Annotated in this window: 15 protein-coding genes and 2 pseudogenes; 8 read left to right on the forward strand and 9 right to left on the reverse strand. The window is 66.2% G+C overall.

Annotated features, from left to right (window positions below):
* Positions 1-135: 135 nt before the first annotated feature.
* Positions 136-2,766 (reverse strand): ribonuclease E/G, encoded by a 2,631-nt coding sequence (locus NP825_RS20745; protein ID WP_257547283.1) that lies wholly within the window; start codon positions 2,764-2,766, stop codon positions 136-138.
* On the opposite strand from NP825_RS20745, the gene NP825_RS20750 reads away from it, so the two are divergent.
* From NP825_RS20750 to NP825_RS20775, 6 genes and pseudogenes are all read left to right on the forward strand, one after another.
* Entirely contained in the window at positions 2,753-2,977 is a 225-nt protein-coding gene (locus NP825_RS20750) for a hypothetical protein (RefSeq protein WP_257547285.1), read from the forward strand. The two genes, NP825_RS20745 and NP825_RS20750, sit on opposite strands and share 14 nt — an antisense overlap.
* A 474-nt stretch (positions 2,978-3,451) precedes the next feature.
* Positions 3,452-4,339, forward strand: a pseudogene (locus tag NP825_RS20755) (N-acetylmuramoyl-L-alanine amidase); the annotation flags it as partial.
* Positions 4,340-4,343: 4 nt separating this feature from the next.
* Positions 4,344-5,489 (forward strand): DSD1 family PLP-dependent enzyme, encoded by a 1,146-nt coding sequence (locus NP825_RS20760; protein ID WP_257547287.1) that lies wholly within the window; start codon positions 4,344-4,346, stop codon positions 5,487-5,489.
* 102 nt (positions 5,490-5,591) lie between these two features.
* Positions 5,592-8,108: a penicillin-binding protein 1A gene (locus NP825_RS20765; RefSeq protein WP_257547289.1), complete on the forward strand. Its 2,517-nt coding sequence runs from the start codon at positions 5,592-5,594 to the stop codon at positions 8,106-8,108.
* A 62-nt stretch (positions 8,109-8,170) separates the two neighbouring features.
* Positions 8,171-9,298, forward strand: a complete 1,128-nt coding sequence (gene prfB, locus NP825_RS20770) for a peptide chain release factor 2 (RefSeq protein ID WP_257547291.1) — start codon at positions 8,171-8,173, stop codon at positions 9,296-9,298.
* Entirely contained in the window at positions 9,298-10,020 is a 723-nt protein-coding gene (locus NP825_RS20775; protein ID WP_257547293.1) for a class I SAM-dependent methyltransferase, read from the forward strand. Before prfB ends, NP825_RS20775 begins: the two co-directional genes overlap by 1 nt.
* A 67-nt stretch (positions 10,021-10,087) precedes the next feature.
* Here NP825_RS20775 and NP825_RS20780 read toward each other — a convergent pair whose 3' ends face one another.
* The 8 genes and pseudogenes from NP825_RS20780 to NP825_RS20815 all read right to left on the reverse strand — a co-directional run bounded on the left by NP825_RS20780 (position 10,088) and on the right by NP825_RS20815 (position 15,924).
* Positions 10,088-10,453, reverse strand: coding sequence for a DsrE family protein (locus NP825_RS20780; protein ID WP_257551581.1), 366 nt, complete (start codon positions 10,451-10,453; stop codon positions 10,088-10,090).
* Entirely contained in the window at positions 10,441-11,190 is a 750-nt protein-coding gene (locus NP825_RS20785; RefSeq protein WP_257547295.1) for a HesA/MoeB/ThiF family protein, read from the reverse strand. Before NP825_RS20785 ends, NP825_RS20780 begins: the two co-directional genes overlap by 13 nt.
* Positions 11,191-11,283: 93 nt before the next feature.
* Positions 11,284-11,715 (reverse strand): annotated as a pseudogene (gene dut, locus NP825_RS20790) (dUTP diphosphatase); the annotation flags it as partial.
* Positions 11,708-13,057, reverse strand: coding sequence for a phosphopantothenate--cysteine ligase family flavoprotein (locus tag NP825_RS20795; protein ID WP_257547297.1), 1,350 nt, complete (start codon positions 13,055-13,057; stop codon positions 11,708-11,710). The pseudogene dut and the gene NP825_RS20795, both read right to left, overlap by 8 nt.
* Positions 13,058-13,059: 2 nt before the next feature.
* Positions 13,060-13,356, reverse strand: a complete 297-nt coding sequence (locus NP825_RS20800; RefSeq protein WP_257547299.1) for a CcdB family protein — start codon at positions 13,354-13,356, stop codon at positions 13,060-13,062.
* Entirely contained in the window at positions 13,356-13,601 is a 246-nt protein-coding gene (locus NP825_RS20805) for a type II toxin-antitoxin system CcdA family antitoxin (protein ID WP_257547301.1), read from the reverse strand. The genes NP825_RS20800 and NP825_RS20805 overlap by 1 nt, the downstream gene beginning before the upstream one ends.
* Before the next feature lie 44 nt (positions 13,602-13,645).
* Positions 13,646-15,190, reverse strand: coding sequence for a 2-polyprenylphenol 6-hydroxylase (gene ubiB, locus NP825_RS20810; RefSeq protein ID WP_257547303.1), 1,545 nt, complete (start codon positions 15,188-15,190; stop codon positions 13,646-13,648).
* Positions 15,187-15,924 carry a class I SAM-dependent methyltransferase gene (locus NP825_RS20815; protein ID WP_257547306.1) on the reverse strand — a complete coding sequence of 246 codons (738 nt, stop codon included), beginning with the start codon at positions 15,922-15,924 and terminating at the stop codon, positions 15,187-15,189. The genes ubiB and NP825_RS20815 overlap by 4 nt, the downstream gene beginning before the upstream one ends.
* 93 nt (positions 15,925-16,017) lie before the next feature.
* On the opposite strand from NP825_RS20815, the gene mutM reads away from it, so the two are divergent.
* Together mutM and rpsT are read left to right on the forward strand one after the other, a co-directional pair.
* Positions 16,018-16,830 carry a bifunctional DNA-formamidopyrimidine glycosylase/DNA-(apurinic or apyrimidinic site) lyase gene (gene mutM / locus NP825_RS20820; protein ID WP_257551583.1) on the forward strand — a complete coding sequence of 271 codons (813 nt, stop codon included), beginning with the start codon at positions 16,018-16,020 and terminating at the stop codon, positions 16,828-16,830.
* Between the two features lie 189 nt (positions 16,831-17,019).
* On the forward strand, positions 17,020-17,283 hold the full coding sequence (gene rpsT / locus NP825_RS20825; RefSeq protein WP_257547308.1) for a 30S ribosomal protein S20: 264 nt from the start codon (positions 17,020-17,022) through the stop codon (positions 17,281-17,283).
* Positions 17,284-17,645 lie beyond the last annotated feature (362 nt).

Genomic DNA, 17,645 nt, shown 5'->3' on the forward strand with positions numbered 1-17,645 from the left:
CTATGAGATTGCGGTTATGCGATCAGTTGCGCAGCCGTGCAGCCTATTTCCCTCGTCATTCCCGATTTTGCGGGAATGATGGACATATTTCGTCTCCGCGAGGGGAAGCATCCCTTCCCCTCGCGGAAAATCGGTTCAGTTCCCGAAGGTGCGCTGCCACCAGCCGCGACGGGGTTCGCCGTCGGGGGCGTCCTGATCGGCATCCGCTTCGGCCGCCACCGGTTCGGCGGGGGCTTCAGCCGGAACCGGTTCGGCGTCGCCAGCCGCGGCAGGTTCCAGCGCGGCTTCGGGCGCCGGCTCGGCTTTCTTCCGGGCGCGGCTCGCGCGCTTCTTCGGCGCGGGCTTTTCGACATCGGGCTCGGGTTCGGCGGCGGGCGCCTCGACCGTTTCGGCTGCTTCCGCGGCCTCGGCTTCGGCAGCAAGCGCGGCCTTGGTCTTGCGCGGCGCGCGCTTGCGCTTCGGCTTTTCCTCGGCCGCCGGCGCTTCCTCGGCGACAGGTTCGGCAACGGCTTCGGCTTCCGCCGGCGCGGCCTCTTCGGTCGCGACCGTTTCGGCTTCGGTCTCCGTCCCCTCTTCGGCCTTCTTGCGGCCGCGTCCGCCACGCCGGCGACGCGGTTTCGCTTCGGCTTCCTCGGTTTCGGCGGTTTCGGCCTCTACCGGCGCAGCCTCTTCGGCAGGTGCCTCCTCGGCATCGGCGTCGTCGCCAGCCTCGGCGTCGGGAATTTCATTGCCTTCCTCGTCGCGGCGACCGCGCCGGCCGCGACGGCGGCGGCGGCGGCGTTTACGGCCTTCGCCGTCGCCCTCGTCTCCGCCGTCCTGGCGTTCGTGGCGAGCCGGACGGGCCTCGGCCTTTTCCTCGGCGGCTTCATCCTCGTCCTCTTCGACGAAGTCGTCTTCCTCGTCCTCGATCTCGACGATCGGGGCGAAGCTGCGGCGCTGGACCGGCGGCGGACCGCCGACCTCGACCGCCATCCGCGCGCCTTCGGTCTCGCCGTCGGGGAGGATTTCGACGCTGACGCCGTAGAGCTCTTCGATCTCGCGCAGTTCGCGGCGCTTTTCGTTGAGGAGGTAGAAGGTCGCTTCCTGGCTCGCGCGCAGGATGATCTTGCTGCCCTTGCCGCGCGCGGCTTCCTCTTCGATCAGGCGCAGCGCGCTGAGGCCCGCCGACGAAGCGGTGCGGACGAGGCCGGTGCCCTCGCAATGCGGGCAGGGGCGCGTCGAGGCTTCGAGGACGCCGGTGCGCAGCCGCTGGCGGCTCATCTCCATCAGGCCGAAGCCGGAGATGCGGCCGACCTGGATGCGCGCGCGGTCGTTCTTGAGCGCGTCCTTCATCGCGCGCTCGACCTTGCGGACGTTCGAGCCGTGATCCATGTCGATGAAGTCGATCACGATCAGCCCCGCCATGTCGCGCAGGCGAAGCTGGCGCGCGATTTCGTGCGCAGCCTCAAGGTTGGTGCTGAGCGCGGTCTGCTCGATATTATGTTCGCGCGTCGAGCGGCCCGAGTTGATGTCGATCGACACCAAAGCCTCGGTCGGGTTGATCACCAGATAGCCGCCCGATTTCAGTTGCACGACGGGATTGAGCATCCCCGCGAGCTGATCCTCGACGCCGTAGCGCTGATAGAGCGACACGGGGTCGGCATATTGCTTCACGCGCCGCGCGTGGCTCGGCATCAGCAGCTTCATGAACTGCTTCGCGGCCTTGTAGCCCTCGTCGCCCTCGACGAGCACTTCCTCGATATCCTTGTGATAGATGTCGCGGATCGCGCGCTTGACGAGGTCGCTGTCCGAATGAATCAGCGCCGGCGCGCTCGACCCCAGCGTCTTGTCGCGAATCTCGTCCCACAGGCGCGCGAGATAGTCGAAGTCGCGCTTGATCTCGACCTTGGTGCGGCTCATCCCCGCGGTGCGGACGATGCAGCCCATCGTCGGCGGCAGGCCCATCTCGTCGATCATCGCCTTCAGCTTGCGGCGATCGGCGCCGTTCGAAATCTTGCGGCTGATTCCGCCGCCGTGCATCGTGTTGGGCATCAGCACGCAATAGCGGCCGGCAAGCGACAGATAGGTGGTCAGCGCCGCGCCCTTGTTGCCGCGCTCCTCCTTGACGACCTGCACCAGCATCACCTGGCGGCGACGGATGACGTCCTGAATCTTGTAGCGGCGGCGCAGCGACATGCGGCTTTCGCCGTCCTCATCGTCGCCGCGGCGGCTGCGTCCGCGACCCCGGCCGCCCCCCTTGCGACTGTCGCGCCCGCGACGCTTGCGGTCGCCGCGATCATCCTTGCCCTCTTCGGCGCCCTCTTCGCTTTCTTCGGCGTCACCATTTTCGGCGCCCTCTTCCTCGTCGCCATCGGCGTCTTCGCCGATGGTTTCGGGGGCGGGGGCGTCGCCATTGTCGTCGTCATGATATTCGACGTCAGCGACATCGCCTTCGAGCTCGTCGAGGTCCTCCTCGGCGCGCAGCGCGGCCTCGGCGGCATGTTCGGCCTCTTCGCGCAGCAGCGCGTCGCGGTCTTCCTTCGGAATCTGGTAATAGTCGGGGTGGATTTCGCTGAAGGCCAGGAAGCCGTGGCGGTTGCCGCCATATTCGACGAACGCCGCCTGCAGCGACGGTTCGACGCGGGTTACCTTGGCCAGATAGATATTGCCCTTGAGCTGCTTGTGCTCGGCGGACTCGAAATCAAACTCCTCGATGCGGTTTCCCTTGGTGACGGCGACCCGGGTTTCTTCCCGGTGCCGCGCGTCGATCAACATGCGCGTGGTCATTATTATTACTCCAGGCGCGCCGCAGCGCGCCAAACAAAAAGGCCGCGACCATCCGGGACGGACGGCGGCGGTCGCTAAGGTTCAAAGAAAAGATGGGGTTCAAAGAAAAGATGACGTTATTGCCGTGCGCGGCCTGCGTCCGGTCCTGGACGCGCATGCGGTCTCCGGCCGCGACAAGCGCAGGGACGAAAGCACCTGCGTCGCGATCTGAAGAGGGCATGGCAAGCCTCATGCGGCATCAACCTGGTTACTTGGGTGAGCGGAGAGGCCGATCGACATTCCAAGGGGAAGGTCGCACCGGCCGCCCGATCATCCGGGTGGACTGACGGACGTGCGTTCTTCCCCACGTGCCCGGCACCGGGGCGGCCTCGATCCGCGATTCGCGCGGGCCGGGCCTTCCCCTCAAAAGGCCGGACGGCGCCGGGAAGGACACCGTCAGTGTGGGGGGTGCTAGCATCGGCATGCGCCCACGGCAACCTCGCCACCGCACAAAGATGGGAATATGTCACCCTATTGCAACCATCACGCGCCTTTCGCGAACGGTTAACCGCTGTTTGACAGGATAGGCCTAATAAGGGATTCACCGTGTTTCACGGCCGAGGGCTTCATGGTTTCGAACAGACGCTGGATCATTTCATGGTCGCGACGCGGCGGTCAGGCGGCCGCGCTGGGGTTCGCTTTCGCGAGCCTGTCGTCGCCGATGGCGCAATCGGCTGATGCCTTCCGGCACAGCACCGGGCTGGAGCGCGTCTCGCGGCCCGATATCGCCCGGTATCGCGCCGAGCGCCCGAAAAAGCGCTACAGCGTCACCGTTCCGATCGGCAAGCCGAAGCCCGCGCTGCCGCTTCCCGCGATCGAGGGACCTGCCGACCCGCGCCTGCCGCTCGTGGTGATCGACGCGGGGCATGGCGGGCACGATCCCGGCGCGATCTCGCCGCACGGCGGCCAGCGCGAGAAAGACATCACGCTCGCGCTCGCCAAGGCGATCCGCGATGCACTGGTCGCGCAGGGCCGCGTGCGCGTTGCGCTGACCCGCGCCGACGACCGCTTTCTGGTGCTCGAGGAGCGCTACGGCATCGCACGGCGGCTGAAGGCCGATCTCTTCCTTTCGATCCACGCCGATGCCGCCGCGAACGAACAGGCGCACGGCGCCTCGGTCTATACGCTGTCCGAGGTCGCATCGGACCGCGAGGCGGCGCGGCTCGCGGCGCGTGAGAACAAGGCGAACATCATCAACGGCGTCGATCTCGGCGCGCATGGCAGCGCGGTGTCGTCGATCCTGCTCGACCTCACCCAGCGCGAGACGATGAACATAGCGTCGGATTTCGCGCGCCTGCTCCAGCGCGAGGCGTCGGACGAGGTCGATTTCCGCACGACCGCGCATCGTTTCGCGTCGTTCGTGGTCCTGAAGGCGCCCGACACGCCGTCGATCCTGTTCGAGACCGGCTTCGTATCGAACAAGGCGGACGCCGAATTCCTCTCGTCGAAGGCGGGGCAGCAGAAGATTGCGCGCGGGGTGCGCGATGCGGTGCAGATTCATTTCGCGCGCCGGATCGCGGCGACGGGACGCTGACGGCATGAGCGACGACCTTAGCCTTCATGCGCATCTGATCGGCCGACAGGGCTCGCGCGCCGACCTCAACACGCCGGTGCTGGTACTCGACGTTGCGGCGCTCGACCGCAATATCGCGGCGATGGCGGCACACGCGGCCGGTCACGGCGTCGGCCTGCGCCCGCATGCCAAGACGCACAAGAGCGTCGATATCGCGAAGCGCCAGATCGATGCCGGGGCGCTCGGCGTTTGCTGCGCGAAGATCGGCGAGGCCGAGGTGCTGGCCGAAGGCGGTATCGCGGGTATTCTCATTACCTCGCCGGTCGCCGCGCCGCGCGCGATCGAACGGCTCGCCGCGCTCGCGGCGCGTGCCGAGGGGCTGATGGCGGTCGTCGACCATCCCGCCGTCGCCGAACGCATCGACGTGGCGCTGGAAACCGCAGGCGCGACGCTCGACATCGTGATCGACATCGATCCGGGCATCCGGCGTACCGGGGTCGCGTCGGCTGAGGCGGCGGTCGATCTCGCGCGCGAGATCGCGGCGCTGCCGCGCCTTCGCTATCGCGGCGTCCAATATTATTGCGGATCGCAGCAGCATATCGAGGATTATGCCGAACGCCGCGCCGCGATCACCGAGCGCACCGATTATCTGAAAAGCGTGATCGCGGCGCTTGCCGATGCAGGCTTCGCGCCCGAAATCGTTACCGGATCGGGCACCGGCACGCACCGGATCGACCTCGACCTTGGCGTTTTCACCGAGCTTCAGGCGGGATCCTATGTCTTTATGGACAAGCAATATCTCGATTGCGATTTGACAGGCGCCGGCGATGCCCCGTTCGAGGTCGCGCTCGGCGTCGATGCGCGCGTCGTCAGCACCAATCATTCGGGACTTGTCACGATCGACGCCGGGTTCAAGTCGCTGTCGACCGACGGCGGGGTCGCGGTCGTCCGGCGCGGCGCGCCCGAGGATGCGCGCTTCGCCTTCATGGGTGACGAGCATTCGGCGCTGATCGCTTCCGGTATCGGAGACCGGCTCGCGCCGGGCGATCCGGTGACACTGACGGTTCCGCACTGCGACCCGACGGTGAATCTCTACGACCATTATCATGTCGTGTCGGGCGATACGCTGGTCGCGATCTGGCCGGTGAGCGCGCGCGGGCGGGCGCGTTGATCTTCTACTGACGTCGGAAGGGGCCGGTGCCGCCGAGCCAAAGCGCAGCCCGCCGCAACCCCGCTTCCCTTTCGCGCGCGCAGCCTTTAGAGGCTTGGCCCTATGCCGTCCGAGACCATGTCCCATTTCCGCTACCGCCTGCGCCGCGACGGCAATGCGGCCATATCCTGGTTTCGCGAGATGTGGCTGCGCCGCTGGTTCCGCTGGCTCGGCTATCTGGCCGGCGCGGGGCTGCTGGCGCTGATCCTTGGCTGGATCGTTTTCGCACGCAACCTGCCGTCGGTCGACCAGCTTCGCGATTATGAGCCGCCGTTGCCGACGATGGTCCGCGATGCCGAGGGCAAGCCGGTCCACAGCTATGCCCGCGAACGGCGCGTCCAGCTCGAATATAGCGAATATCCGCCGCTCCTCGTCCGCGCCTATCTGGCGGCGGAAGATCGTACTTTCTTCGAGCATGGCGGGATCGACTATCCCGGCATCGTCAGCGCGATCATCACCAATCTGACGAACAGCGGCCGCCCGATCGGCGCCTCGACGATCACCCAGCAGGTCGCGAAGAACCTGCTCCTGACCAACGAGGTCAGCTACACCCGCAAGATTCGCGAGGCGATCCTCGCCAAGCGCATCGAGGCGGCGCTGACCAAGGAGCAGATCCTCGAACTTTATCTGAACGAGATTCCGCTCGGCCGCCGCAGTTTCGGCGTCCAGGCGGCGGCGCGCGCCTATTTCGACAAGGACGTCGACCAGCTTGCGCTTCACGAAATGGCCTTCCTCGCCATCCTGCCCAAGGCGCCCGAAACCTATGGGCGCGCGCGCAACGCGGAGAAGGCGATGGCGCGCCGCAATTTCGTCCTCTCGGAAATGTTCCGCAACGGCTGGATCACCGCGGCGCAGCGCGACGCCGCGCAGGCGATGCCGCTCGGCCTCTCCGAAACGGGCAATAAGGCGGTCGCGCAGGTCGGCGGCTATTATATGGAAGAGGTGCGCCGCCAGCTCATCGACCAGTTCGGCGAGACTCCCGACGACGGCCCGCTGTCGGTCTATGGCGGCGGCCTGTGGGTTCGCACCGCCTATGACGGCAAGATGCAGGATGCGGCGACGAGCGCCTTGCGCAAGGGGCTCCAGCGATATGACGCCGGCAAGGGCTGGTCGGGACCGATCGCGCGGATCGAGGTCGACGATCAGTGGCAGAGCCGTCTCGCGTCGAGTTTCATCGGCATCGACTATGACAATTGGCGGGTTGCGGCGGTGCTGTCGAAATCGGCCGGCGGCGCGCGGATCGGCTTTGCGAACGGCGATACCGGCACGCTTCCGGCAGGCGCAGCCGCGCTCGGTTATCGCAAGACCGGCGGCAGTGCCTTTTCGGCGATGCGCCCCGGCGACCTGATCGCGGTCAAGGCGACCGCACCGGGCGTTTATCAGCTCCGCAATATCCCCGAAGTGTCGGGCGGCATGGTCGTCGAAAGCCCGCATTCGGGGCGCATCTATGCGATGCAGGGCGGCTTCGACGTCCGCCTGTCGCCCTTCAACCGTGCGACGCAGGCCGAGCGTCAGCCTGGCTCGACGATCAAGCCCTTCGTCTACGCAACCGCGCTCGACAACGGCATGACCCCGGCGACGATGATCGTCGATGGGCCCTTCTGCGTCTATCAGGGCGCGAACCTCGGCAACAAATGCTTCCGCAACTTCGGCGGCGGCGGCGGGTCCGGCGAGCATACGATGCGCTGGGGTCTCGAACAGTCGCGCAACCTGATGACGGTGCGCACCGCGAGCCAGATCGGGATGGAACCGATCGTCGAGACGATCAAGACGATGGGCATCGGCAAGCACGAACCCTATCTGTCGACCGCGCTCGGCGCCGGGACGACGACGGTCGAGCGGATGACCAACGCCTTTTCGATGCTCGCGAACCACGGCCGCGAATTGAAACCGCGGCTAATCGACTATGCGCAGGACCGGCGCGGCAAGGTGATCTTTCCGAAGAACTGGCGTCCGTGCGATGGCTGTAATGCCAAGGATTGGGACGGGCGTCCGATGCCGCGCTTCGCGCCGTCGGGCAAGCAACTCATGGATCCGCTGACCGCCTATCAGGTCGTCCATATGCTTGAAGGCGTCGTCCAGCGCGGCACCGCAGTGCGGCTGCGCGATCTCGGCGTGCCGCTGTTCGGCAAGACCGGGACGACCACCGGACCGAATGACGTCTGGTTCGTGGGTGGTTCGCCCGACGTCGTCGCCGGCGTCTATATCGGCTTCGACAAGCCGCGGAGCATGGGCGGCTATGCGCAGGGCGGCAGCTTTGCGGCGCCGATCTTCAAGGATTTCTTCCTCGGCGCCTTGGCGGACGCGCCCCCGGTGCCGTTCACGGCGCCGAAGGGTATCCGGATGGTGCGCATCGACCGCCAGTCGGGCCGCCGCGTCTATGGAAGCTGGCCGGGCACCGATCCGAAAGCGGCGATCATCTGGGAGGCCTTCAAGCCCGAAAGCGAGCCGCGACGGACGATCCGCGAAGAGGAAATCAAGCCGGTCAAGACGCCGAAACGCCAAGATACACCCGTCCAGCAGGGCAATGGCCGGCGCACCGATGCCGACTTCCTCGACGATCGCGGCGGGATCATCTGACGCTTGTCTATGGCGCGCCAGCCTTTATGGCCGGTGCTCGACCGAATTTCAGGAGCAATACCATGCGCGCCGAAGCGCAGGATCATGTCGATACCATCAACGCCGCGCTGGCGCTGCTGCGCCGATTCCTCGACTGGGATCGCGCGGTGCGCCGCCTCGATGAATTGAACGCGAAGGTCGAGGATCCGACGCTGTGGGATAGCCCCAAGGCGGCGCAGGAGGTCATGCGCGAACGCCGCCGTCTCGACGAGGCGATTACCGCGACGCGCGCGATCGAGAAAGAGCGCGATGATACCGTCGAACTGATCGAATTGGCCGAGATGGAAGGCGACGAGGCGCTGGTCGACGATGCCGTCGCCAGCCTCGCGGCGCTCGCCGCCCGCGCCGAGGATGACAAGATCAAGGCGCTGCTCGCGGGCGAGGCCGACAGCTACGACTGCTATATCGAGGTTCATGCCGGTGCCGGCGGCACCGAAAGCCAGGACTGGGCCGAGATGCTCCAGCGCATGTACAGCCGCTGGGCCGAAAAGCGTGGCATGAAGGTCGAGCTGATCGAATATCAGGCGGGCGACCAGGCGGGGATCAAGTCGGCGACGATGCTGGTCAAGGGCGAGAACGCCTATGGCTATGCCAAGACCGAAAGCGGCGTCCACCGCCTCGTCCGCATCTCGCCCTACGACAGCTCGGCGCGTCGTCACACCAGCTTCTCGTCGGTGTGGGTCTATCCGGTGATCGACGACAATATCGAGATCGAGATCAAGGAAAGCGACCTCAAGATCGATACCTATCGCGCCTCGGGCGCGGGCGGGCAGCACGTCAACACGACCGATTCGGCGGTGCGCATCACCCATATGCCCACCGGCATCGTCGTCGCGTCGCAGATCGACCGCTCGCAGCACAAGAACCGCGCGACCGCGATGGGCATGCTGAAGGCGCGCCTGTACGAAGCTGAGCTGCAGAAGCGCGAGGCCGAGGCATCGGGCGAATATCAGGCGAAGACCGAGATCGGCTGGGGCCACCAGATTCGATCCTATGTCCTCCAACCCTATCAGCTGGTGAAGGATTTGCGCACCGGCGTGACCTCGACCGCGCCCGGCGACGTGCTCGACGGCGCGCTCGATCCGTTCATGGCGGCGGCGCTGTCGCAGAAGGTGACGGGCGAAAAGGTCGAGGTGGAGGACATCGACTGATGATCCGCCGCGCGGCCTTGCTTGCCGCGCTGGCGGCGCTGTCGCTCGGCGGCTGCGACAATCCGTGGAGCAGCGACAGCGACCGCCCCGAAACCGCGCGCGAGTTTCCGCCCGCCGACCGGCCGGTTGCGCCGATCACCTCGACCAAATGGTCGACCGAGGAAGCGCGCGACCGCGTCAACGAGGCCGACGACATCATGGATTCGGCCGACGTCCGCCCCGGCATGACGGTGGCCGACATCGGCGCGGGTGACGGCTATTATACCGTGCGCCTGGCGCCGCGGGTCGGCGCCACGGGCCGCGTCCTCGCGCAGGACATCCAGCCCGAGGTGATCGAGCGGCTTGCCGACCGCGTTGCGCGCGAGCGACTCGACAATGTCTCGCTGAAACTCGGCGCGGTCGACGATCCGCGGCTGCCCGCGGGCAGCTTCGACCGCGTCTTCATGGTCCATATGTATCACGAAATCGGCGAGCCCTACGCCTTCCTGTGGCGGCTGCGTCCGGCGCTTCGCAAGGGCGGACAGGTGATCGTCGTCGACGGCGACCGCCCGATCGCACAGCACGGCACGCCCTTCCGCCTGCTCGTCTGCGAGTTCGAGGCGGTGGGCTACAAGCTCGTCTCCTATGACGACAAGGCGCACGCCGGGGGCTATCTCGCGCGCTTCGTTCCCTACGGCAAGCGGCCCGCGCCCGACGCGATCACCGTGTGCAAGAATCCGTAAATCGCCGCCGTCAGAATATGGGTGTGTCCCCGCCTTCGCGGGGGAACGGCTCAATATAAGGCGTGAGTCAAAAGACGACCAACTGATCGTCCGCGCCTGCTTCGGCCAGAAAACTCACCAGCCCGCCCGCACGGATATCCGGCACCAACTCGCTCGCCCTCATGCCGGCAAGCGCCATGCCCGACTGGCAGACGATCAGCCGCACGCCCATTGCCATCGCCTCGGCGATCAGCGACGCGAGGTCGGGCTGGCCGGCGGCCCGGCGCGCGGGGTCGCCGTCGAACGAAACGGGGGCGCGGAGCAATGCCGCGGCCTCGCCTTGCAGAAAGACGCGCGTGGGGCGTCCCAGCGCGCTCGCCGCGGCCGCGGTTTCGAGCGCGGCATAGAAGCGGCCGCCGTCGGCCGCGGCGACGATAAGGCTCAACCCCCGCATATCGGACACTCCGGTTCCTTGGCGACCGTGACCTCGCGCCAGCGTCGGTCGAGCATGTCGAGGATCGCCAGCCGGCCCGTCAGCGCCCGGCCCCAGCCGGTGAGCGCGCGCACTGCTTCGAGCGCCGCCATCGTCCCGACCATCCCCGCGAGCGCGCCCATCACCCCCTGCTCGGCGCAATTGATGCCGGGACGGTCGGGATCGTCGCCGACGAGGCAGGCATAGCAGGGGCTGTCGGCGCGCCAGCCTTCGTAAAGCGCGACCTGCCCCTCGAAGGCACCGATCGCGGCGGAGAGCAGGGGGATATGCAGCGCGACTGCGGCCGCGTTGACCGCGAGCCGGGTCGCGAAATTGTCGCAACCGTCGAGGATCAGGCCGGCACCCGCGAGTAGCGCCTCGGCATTGCCTGCATCGAGCCGTTCCGCCATCGCCACCGCTTCGACATGCGGGTTGATCCGCCGCGCGGCATCGGCTGCGACCTCGGCCTTCAGCCCGCCGAGGTCGGTGTCGGTGAAGAGCGGCTGGCGCTGGAGATTCGACAGCTCGATCCGGTCATGGTCGATGATCGTCAGCTTGCCGACTCCCGCGGCGGCCAGGTAGGTGATCGCCGGGCAGCCGATCCCGCCCGCGCCGATGATCGCGACATGGGCGCCCTTCAACTTCGCCTGTCCCGCGCCGCCGAAGGCGGGCAGGATGATCTGGCGCGCGTAGCGGTCGAGTTCGGCGTCGCTGAGCAAGGGCTATTCGCCCGGCGGGCGCATCTTCATCGCCGCGAGCGAGCCGACATTCTCGGGGATGTTGTCGTCCTCGATGGCTTCGTCGCTGGCAACCCCGGTCGAGCCGAAACCGCCCGTCCCGCGCGCGGTTTCGTCGAGCGTCTCGACCTCGGCGAAGGTGGCGCGCTGGACGGGGGCGGGGACGAGCTGCGCGATGCGGTCGCCGCGGGCGATCTCGAAATTATCGTCGGACAGGTTGGCAAGGATCACCTTCACCTCGCCGCGATAGTCGCTGTCGATCGTCCCCGGCGTGTTGAGGCAGGTGATGCCGTGCTTGAGTGCAAGGCCCGAACGCGGACGCACCTGCACTTCATAGCCGGGCGGGATCGCCATCGCGAAGCCGGTCGCGACCGCGTGGCGCGCGCCGGGGCGCAAGGTCAGCGTCTCGGCCGCGACGACGTCCATCCCAGCTGCGCCGTCGCTGGCATAGGCAGGCAGGGGCAGTCCGCCGCCGTTCGGCAGGCGCTGGATCGCGATTTCAATCATCGGAAGCGGGCAGGCGGGCGTCGAGCTCATCGGCGATCTTTTCCATCAATTTGCGGGCGACGGCATGTTTCGGCAGCCGGTCCCAACTGTCCACGCCAGCCTTGCTGACGATATGCACGCGGTTCGTTTCGCCGCCCATGGGATCGGCGGAGACATCATTGGCGACGATCCAGTCGCAGCCCTTGCGCGCGAGCTTTGCCTCCGCGTGCGCGATCACATCGTTGGTCTCGGCGGCGAAGCCGATCAGCAGCGGCGGGCGCCGCGCGCTTTTCGCAAGGCCGGCAAGGATGTCGGGATTCTCGGCCAGTGCGAGCGGCGGGACCGCGCCGCTGCCGTCCTTCTTGATCTTCTGCGCCGCGGTGTCGGCGGCGCGCCAGTCGGCGACCGCCGCGACCATGATCGCGGCATCGACGGGCAGGCTAGCCTCGACCTCGGCCGCCATTTCGCGTGCGGTCTCGACATCGACTCGAATTACGCCCGGCGGGGTCGGCAGCGGCACCGGGCCGGCGATCAGCAGCACCTCGGCGCCTGCTTCGGCGGCGGCGGCGGCGATTGCGAAACCCTGCTTTCCGCTCGACCGGTTGGCGATGTAGCGCACCGGGTCGATCGGCTCGTGCGTGGGGCCGGCGGTGATCAGAATGCGGCGGCCGAACAGGGGGCGATGGTTCGCGGGCGCGAAGTCGGGCTGGCCGTCGATGTCCCCCTCCCGCTTGCGGGAGGGGTTAGGGGAGGGCGTGTCCGTGGGGTTGCCGCTTGCCAACGAAACAGGCCCTCCCCCGGCCCCTCCCGCAAGCGGGAGGGGAGAAGAAAGCGCCTTGTCGATCGCCTCCCTGATCGCTTGCGGTTCGGGAAGCCGTCCCGGCCCATATTCGCCGCATGCCATTTCGCCCTCGTCGGGTTCCATCACGGTGATGCCGTCCCCGCGCAGCGTCGCGACGTTGCGCCGCGTTGCCGGATGCAGCCACATACGGACGTTCATCGCGGGTGCCGCGAGCACCGGCTTGTCGGTCGCGAGCAGCAGCGTCGTTGCCAGATCGTCGGCGATGCCTGCCGTCATCTTCGCGAGCAGGTCGGCGGTCGCGGGCGCGACGACGACGAGATCGGCCTCGCGGCTGAGCTGGATATGTCCCATCTCGACCTCGTCTTTCAGGTCGAAAAGATTTGTATAGACTTTATTCTCAGACAGGGCGGCGAGCGTCAGTGGGGTCACGAACTGTTCGCCCGCGCGCGTCAGCACGCAGCGCACGACATGCCCCGACTTGCGGAGGAGCCGGACGAGCTCGATGCTCTTGTAGGCGGCGATGCCGCCGCCGATGATGAGCAGGATGCGCTTGGCCGCCATCGTCATACTCCCGTCAGCAGCATATCCATCGCGTTCAATATGTCGTAGCGCCGGTCGGTCAGCGACGCGACGCGCAAACCCAGTTCCTTTGCATCAATGGCCGATGCCAATTGCGTCGCCATGATATGGCGCTGGCCGTCGATTTCGAAAAGCGGATGAAGGCGCGACAGCTTCTGCGCGGTTTGCGTCGGGACCAGCGGAACGACGAAGCGCGTGTCGAAATGACCGAGGAGATCACTCTGGCAATCGAGCAACAGTTCGTTTCCATCGCGGCTTCTGTAAACATCGAACTGCGGCATCAGAACAGCCGGTATTTGGCAAGCGGCAGCCCATGTTTGCGCGTATAATCGTTCCAGCTTTCGATCGCGGCGCGATTTTCTTCCTTCCACACGGCTTCGCGTGCCTTCTTCACCTCGGCGGCAAGACCGGCCTGACAGGCTTCGCTGACGTTGAGGCCCAGCCTTTTCGCCTCTTCGACCAGGTCGGCGCTCAGCGAGACATTGGTGGCCTTCTTGGGGCCTTCGAATCGGGCGGGACGGTTCATCGCCATTCTCCTTGCGCATATGATATGCGCATCGGTCTTTCGAATCAACCGAACCAGTTGAACGCGGCCGCTCCCGCCGCCGCGCCGACAAGCGCCGTCAGCGCATAACGCCACCAGACGCGTCTCTCGCCCTTTTCCCACATCAGCGCGACGTCGGGCAGCGGCGGTGCGGGCGGTGCGCCGCCGGGCTTCGGCAATTGCGCGTCGAGGCGGCGGATGATGTCGGGGATCAGCGCGAGTGTCTTGCCCTGTTCGCGCAGGCCGTCGGCGAGCGCGGCTTCGGGGCCGAGTTCGTCGCGAATCCATTCGCGCACGAAGGGGCCGGAAACGTCCCACATGTTGATCTTCGGATCGAGCATCGTCGCCACGCCCTCGACCATCACCATCGTCTTTTGCAGCAGCAGCAGGTGCGGCTGGGTCTGCATGTCGAAATCGCGGGTGATCGCGAACAGCCCGTCGAGCATCTGGCCGACGCTTAGCTCGCTCACCGGCTTGCCGCGCATTGGCTCGCCGACCGCGCGCAGCGCCGTCGCGAACTCCTCGACGCTGTGATAGTCGGGGACATATTGCGCCTCGAAATGTATCTCGGCGACGCGGCGGTAATTGCCGGTGGTGAGGCCATAGAGGATCTCGGCGAGCCAGTAGCGCGCCTGGCGGTTGATCCGCCCCATGATGCCGAAATCGACCGCGGCGATCGTGCCGTCGCCTTTCACGAACAAATTGCCCTGATGCATGTCGGCGTGGAAGAAACCTTCGGCAATCGCCTGGCGGAGGAAGGCGTTGACGAGGTTCGCCGCCAGCGTCTCCATGTCGTGTCCCGCGGCGATGAGCTGGTCGCGGTGCGAAATTTTGATGCCGTCGATCCAGTCGAGGGTCATCACGCGGCTCGCAGTGCGGTCCCAGTCTATCGCGGGCACTTCATAGGTCGGCACCCCGACCATCGCGTCGGCGAGCTCGGAGGCCGAGGCCGCCTCGCGGCGCAGGTCGAGCTCGCGCAAGGTCCAGCGGCGGAAATTGGCGATCACCTGTCGCGGACGCAATCGGCTCGCCTCGCCTCCAAATGCCTCGAGATGCGCGGCCGCCCATTCATAGGTTTCGATGTCGCGCGCGAACTGCTTGTCGATGCCGGGCCGGCGGACCTTCACCGCGACCTGGCGGCCGTCGGTCGTCACGGCGCGGTGCACCTGTGCGATCGAGGCAGAGCCAACGGGTTCGGCGTCGAATTCGGCATAAAGGCTTCCGAGGGGTGCCTCGAAGGTCTGTTCAATCTCCTGCCGGATGCGCTCGAAACCGACCGGCGCAAGCGCGTCCTGCAAGGTCAGCAGGTTGCGCGCGGCCTCTTCGCCGACAAGGTCGGGGCGCGTCGCGAGCGTCTGGCCGAGCTTGACTGCAGCGGGGCCGATCGCCTGAAAGGCCGCGGCATAATCGGGCACCTTCGGCTGGATCGTCCCGAACCGCGCGAGGCGACACAGGCGCTTGACGCCCGGCGGGGTCTGCGGCGCACTCTCGATCCCGCGCAGCGCGCCGTGGCGCGCGAGGATTCGCCCCCATTTCAGCAGCCGAAAGATGTGGGTGATGGGGCGGGTCAAGCTTTCCACCCGCTGTGGATCGCGACGAGTCCGCCCATGATCGGCTCGACCTTCACCGCGGTGAATCCGGCCTCGCGGATCATCCGGGCGAATTCGGGCATCGGCGGGAAGCGGCGGATCGACTCGATCAGATAGCGATAACTATCCTCGTCCTGCGCGATCAGTTTGCCGAGCTTTGGCACCAGATGGTGCGAATAGGCGTCGTAGGCCTGCGCGAAACCGGGCCATTCGTTGGTCGAGAATTCGAGGCAGAAGAAGCGCCCGCCATAGCGCAGCACGCGGTGTGCTTCGCTGAGTGCGGCCGGAATGTCGGTGACGTTGCGGATGCCGAAAGCGATCGTATAGGCGTCGAAGAACTGATCGGGGAAGGAGAGCTTCTCGGCATTCTGCTCGGACCAGACGAGGCTGTCGATGCCGCGCTCGACCGCGCGCTCCATGCCGACGCCCAGCATGTCGGGATTGATGTCGGCGACGGTGATGCTGGCGCCCGAGCGCTCCATGCGAAAGGCGATGTCGCCGGTGCCGCCTGCCATGTCGAGGATCGCCTCTCCGCTGCGTGGCTTCACGCGGCGCACGAAGCGGTCCTTCCAGAGGCGGTGCATCCCGCCCGACATCGCGTCGTTCATGATGTCGTATTTGCGTGCGACGCGGCTGAACACCTCGCCGACCATAGCGGTCTTCTCGGTCGCCGGAACCTGTTCGTAACCGAAGCTGACGGTGTCGGGGGTAGCCATTTATGCGCGCCTTTACGGGGAGTGTGGAAGTGCGCTCCGGCCTTTAGCGAGGCCTTGCCGCCCGCGCAAATGGCGCGTAGCCCGATGCGCGATATGCCCGAACTTCCCGAAGTCGAAACCACCGTCCGCGGCCTTGCGCCTTTCCTCGAAGGGCAAAGGCTGACGGCGGTCACGACCTTCCGCCCCGACCTTCGCCGCCCCTTTCCCGCCGATCTCGCGCAGCGGCTCACCGGCGCGACGGTCACCACCCTGTCGCGCCGCGCCAAATATGGCATCGTGTCGACCGACCGCGACGATCATATGATCTTCCACCTCGGCATGTCGGGGCGCTGGCGGACCGAGGGCGGCGAGGCGGGGAAGCACGACCATCTGCTGCTCGAAACCGGCGCGGGGCACCGGCTGTTCCTTCACGATCCACGGCGATTCGGGTCGGTCGACCTGGTGAACGGCGATCCGCTGGCGCTGTTCCCGGCGTTCGTGACCCTGGGGCCCGAGCCTTTGTCCGACGATTTCGATGCTGCCTGTCTGGCACGGGCGCTGGCCGGACGGCGCGCGCCGATCAAGGCGATGCTGCTCGACCAGACGATCGTCGCCGGACTCGGCAACATCTATGTCTGCGAAGCGCTCAACATGGCGAAGATCTCGCCGCTGAAGCCCGCGGCCGATGTGGCGCGCGCGAAACTCGCGGCGCTGGTGCCCGCGATCAAGGCGGTGTTGACCGCCGCGATCGCCGCGGGCGGATCGACCTTGCGCGATTTCCTGAGTCCTGAGGGCGACCTCGGCTATTTCGCGAAGGACTGGCGCGTCTATGGGCGCGAGGGCGAGCCATGCGAATGCGGCGGGACGATCGCGCGCGTCGTGCAGAGCGGGCGATCGACCTTCTTTTGCCCGAAATGCCAGCGTTGAGGGGGCTTTGTGCCGCAATAGGCATTGACCGGACAGCCCTTCGTGGCTATGGGCGCACCCTTCGAGCAGGGTCCGGTCGTCCGGAACCGGCCGCATCCGGACATTGATTCGCCGCACCTCGCGCGATTCGGCTGCTCCGATGAGGCTGTGCTCCGACCATGTTGACCGTTTGAAAGACTAGAGGAATTTATGGCCAATACGCCGCAGGCAAAGAAGCGCATCCGTCGCAACCAGGCGCGCGCTACCGTGAACAAGAATCGCGTTTCGCGCATCCGCACGCTGGTGAAGAAGGTCGAGGCGGCCGTCGCTTCGGGTGACAAGGATGCTGCGGCGACCGCGCTGAAGGCTGCGCAGCCTGAAATGGCGCGCGGTGTTGCCAAGGGCGTGCTCCACAAGAATACGGTTGCCCGCAAATATTCGCGCCTGACCAAGAGCGTGAACGCGATCGCCTGATCGATCGTCCCGAAAGGGTACAAAAAAGCCCGCCGGCTCGATGCCGGCGGGCTTTTTTGTGCGTCCCGGTTCGTGACTCCGCGATGGCAGTTGTGTTGCAGCGCGGTAAGTGACGGATTTGCTGCGATTCGCTGCTGTCATAATTGGCGTCACATATAAAATGTTGAAAAATATAGAAAATCTGGAGTTCCGACGCGATTCCGACCCCCCTTGCGAGTCAAGATTTTTATTTCAGTATTTTTACACCCGCCGGGCTTGATCGACTCGCGCCGCCTTGCCTAGACAGGGGGAGTCATCGGCCTTCGCCGGTGGCCGTCACATCGACATGATTCGTGCTCTTTCGGACTGCGTGTCCGGGACGG

Origin of the sequence: Sphingopyxis sp. DBS4, assembly GCF_024628865.1 — a bacterium.
In the GTDB taxonomy this organism is placed as follows: Bacteria; Pseudomonadota; Alphaproteobacteria; order Sphingomonadales; family Sphingomonadaceae; genus Sphingopyxis.

Excerpts from the sequence above, each read along its gene's own strand:
- NP825_RS20745 (WP_257547283.1), bottom strand. The coding sequence starts at position 2,766 with ATGACCACGCGCATGTTGATCGACGCGCGGCACCGGGAAGAAACCCGG.
- prfB (WP_257547291.1), top strand. The coding sequence starts at position 8,171 with ATGCGCGCCGAAGCGCAGGATCATGTCGATACCATCAACGCCGCGCTG.
- NP825_RS20760 (WP_257547287.1), top strand. The coding sequence starts at position 4,344 with ATGAGCGACGACCTTAGCCTTCATGCGCATCTGATCGGCCGACAGGGC.
- NP825_RS20800 (WP_257547299.1), bottom strand. The coding sequence starts at position 13,356 with ATGCCGCAGTTCGATGTTTACAGAAGCCGCGATGGAAACGAACTGTTG.
- NP825_RS20815 (WP_257547306.1), bottom strand. The coding sequence starts at position 15,924 with ATGGCTACCCCCGACACCGTCAGCTTCGGTTACGAACAGGTTCCGGCG.
- NP825_RS20765 (WP_257547289.1), top strand. The coding sequence starts at position 5,592 with ATGCCGTCCGAGACCATGTCCCATTTCCGCTACCGCCTGCGCCGCGAC.
- NP825_RS20795 (WP_257547297.1), bottom strand. The coding sequence starts at position 13,057 with ATGGCGGCCAAGCGCATCCTGCTCATCATCGGCGGCGGCATCGCCGCC.
- mutM (WP_257551583.1), top strand. The coding sequence starts at position 16,018 with ATGCCCGAACTTCCCGAAGTCGAAACCACCGTCCGCGGCCTTGCGCCT.
- NP825_RS20805 (WP_257547301.1), bottom strand. The coding sequence starts at position 13,601 with ATGAACCGTCCCGCCCGATTCGAAGGCCCCAAGAAGGCCACCAATGTC.
- NP825_RS20780 (WP_257551581.1), bottom strand. The coding sequence starts at position 10,453 with ATGCGGGGGTTGAGCCTTATCGTCGCCGCGGCCGACGGCGGCCGCTTC.
- NP825_RS20750 (WP_257547285.1), top strand. The coding sequence starts at position 2,753 with ATGCGCGTGGTCATTATTATTACTCCAGGCGCGCCGCAGCGCGCCAAA.
- rpsT (WP_257547308.1), top strand. The coding sequence starts at position 17,020 with ATGGCCAATACGCCGCAGGCAAAGAAGCGCATCCGTCGCAACCAGGCG.
- NP825_RS20775 (WP_257547293.1), top strand. The coding sequence starts at position 9,298 with ATGATCCGCCGCGCGGCCTTGCTTGCCGCGCTGGCGGCGCTGTCGCTC.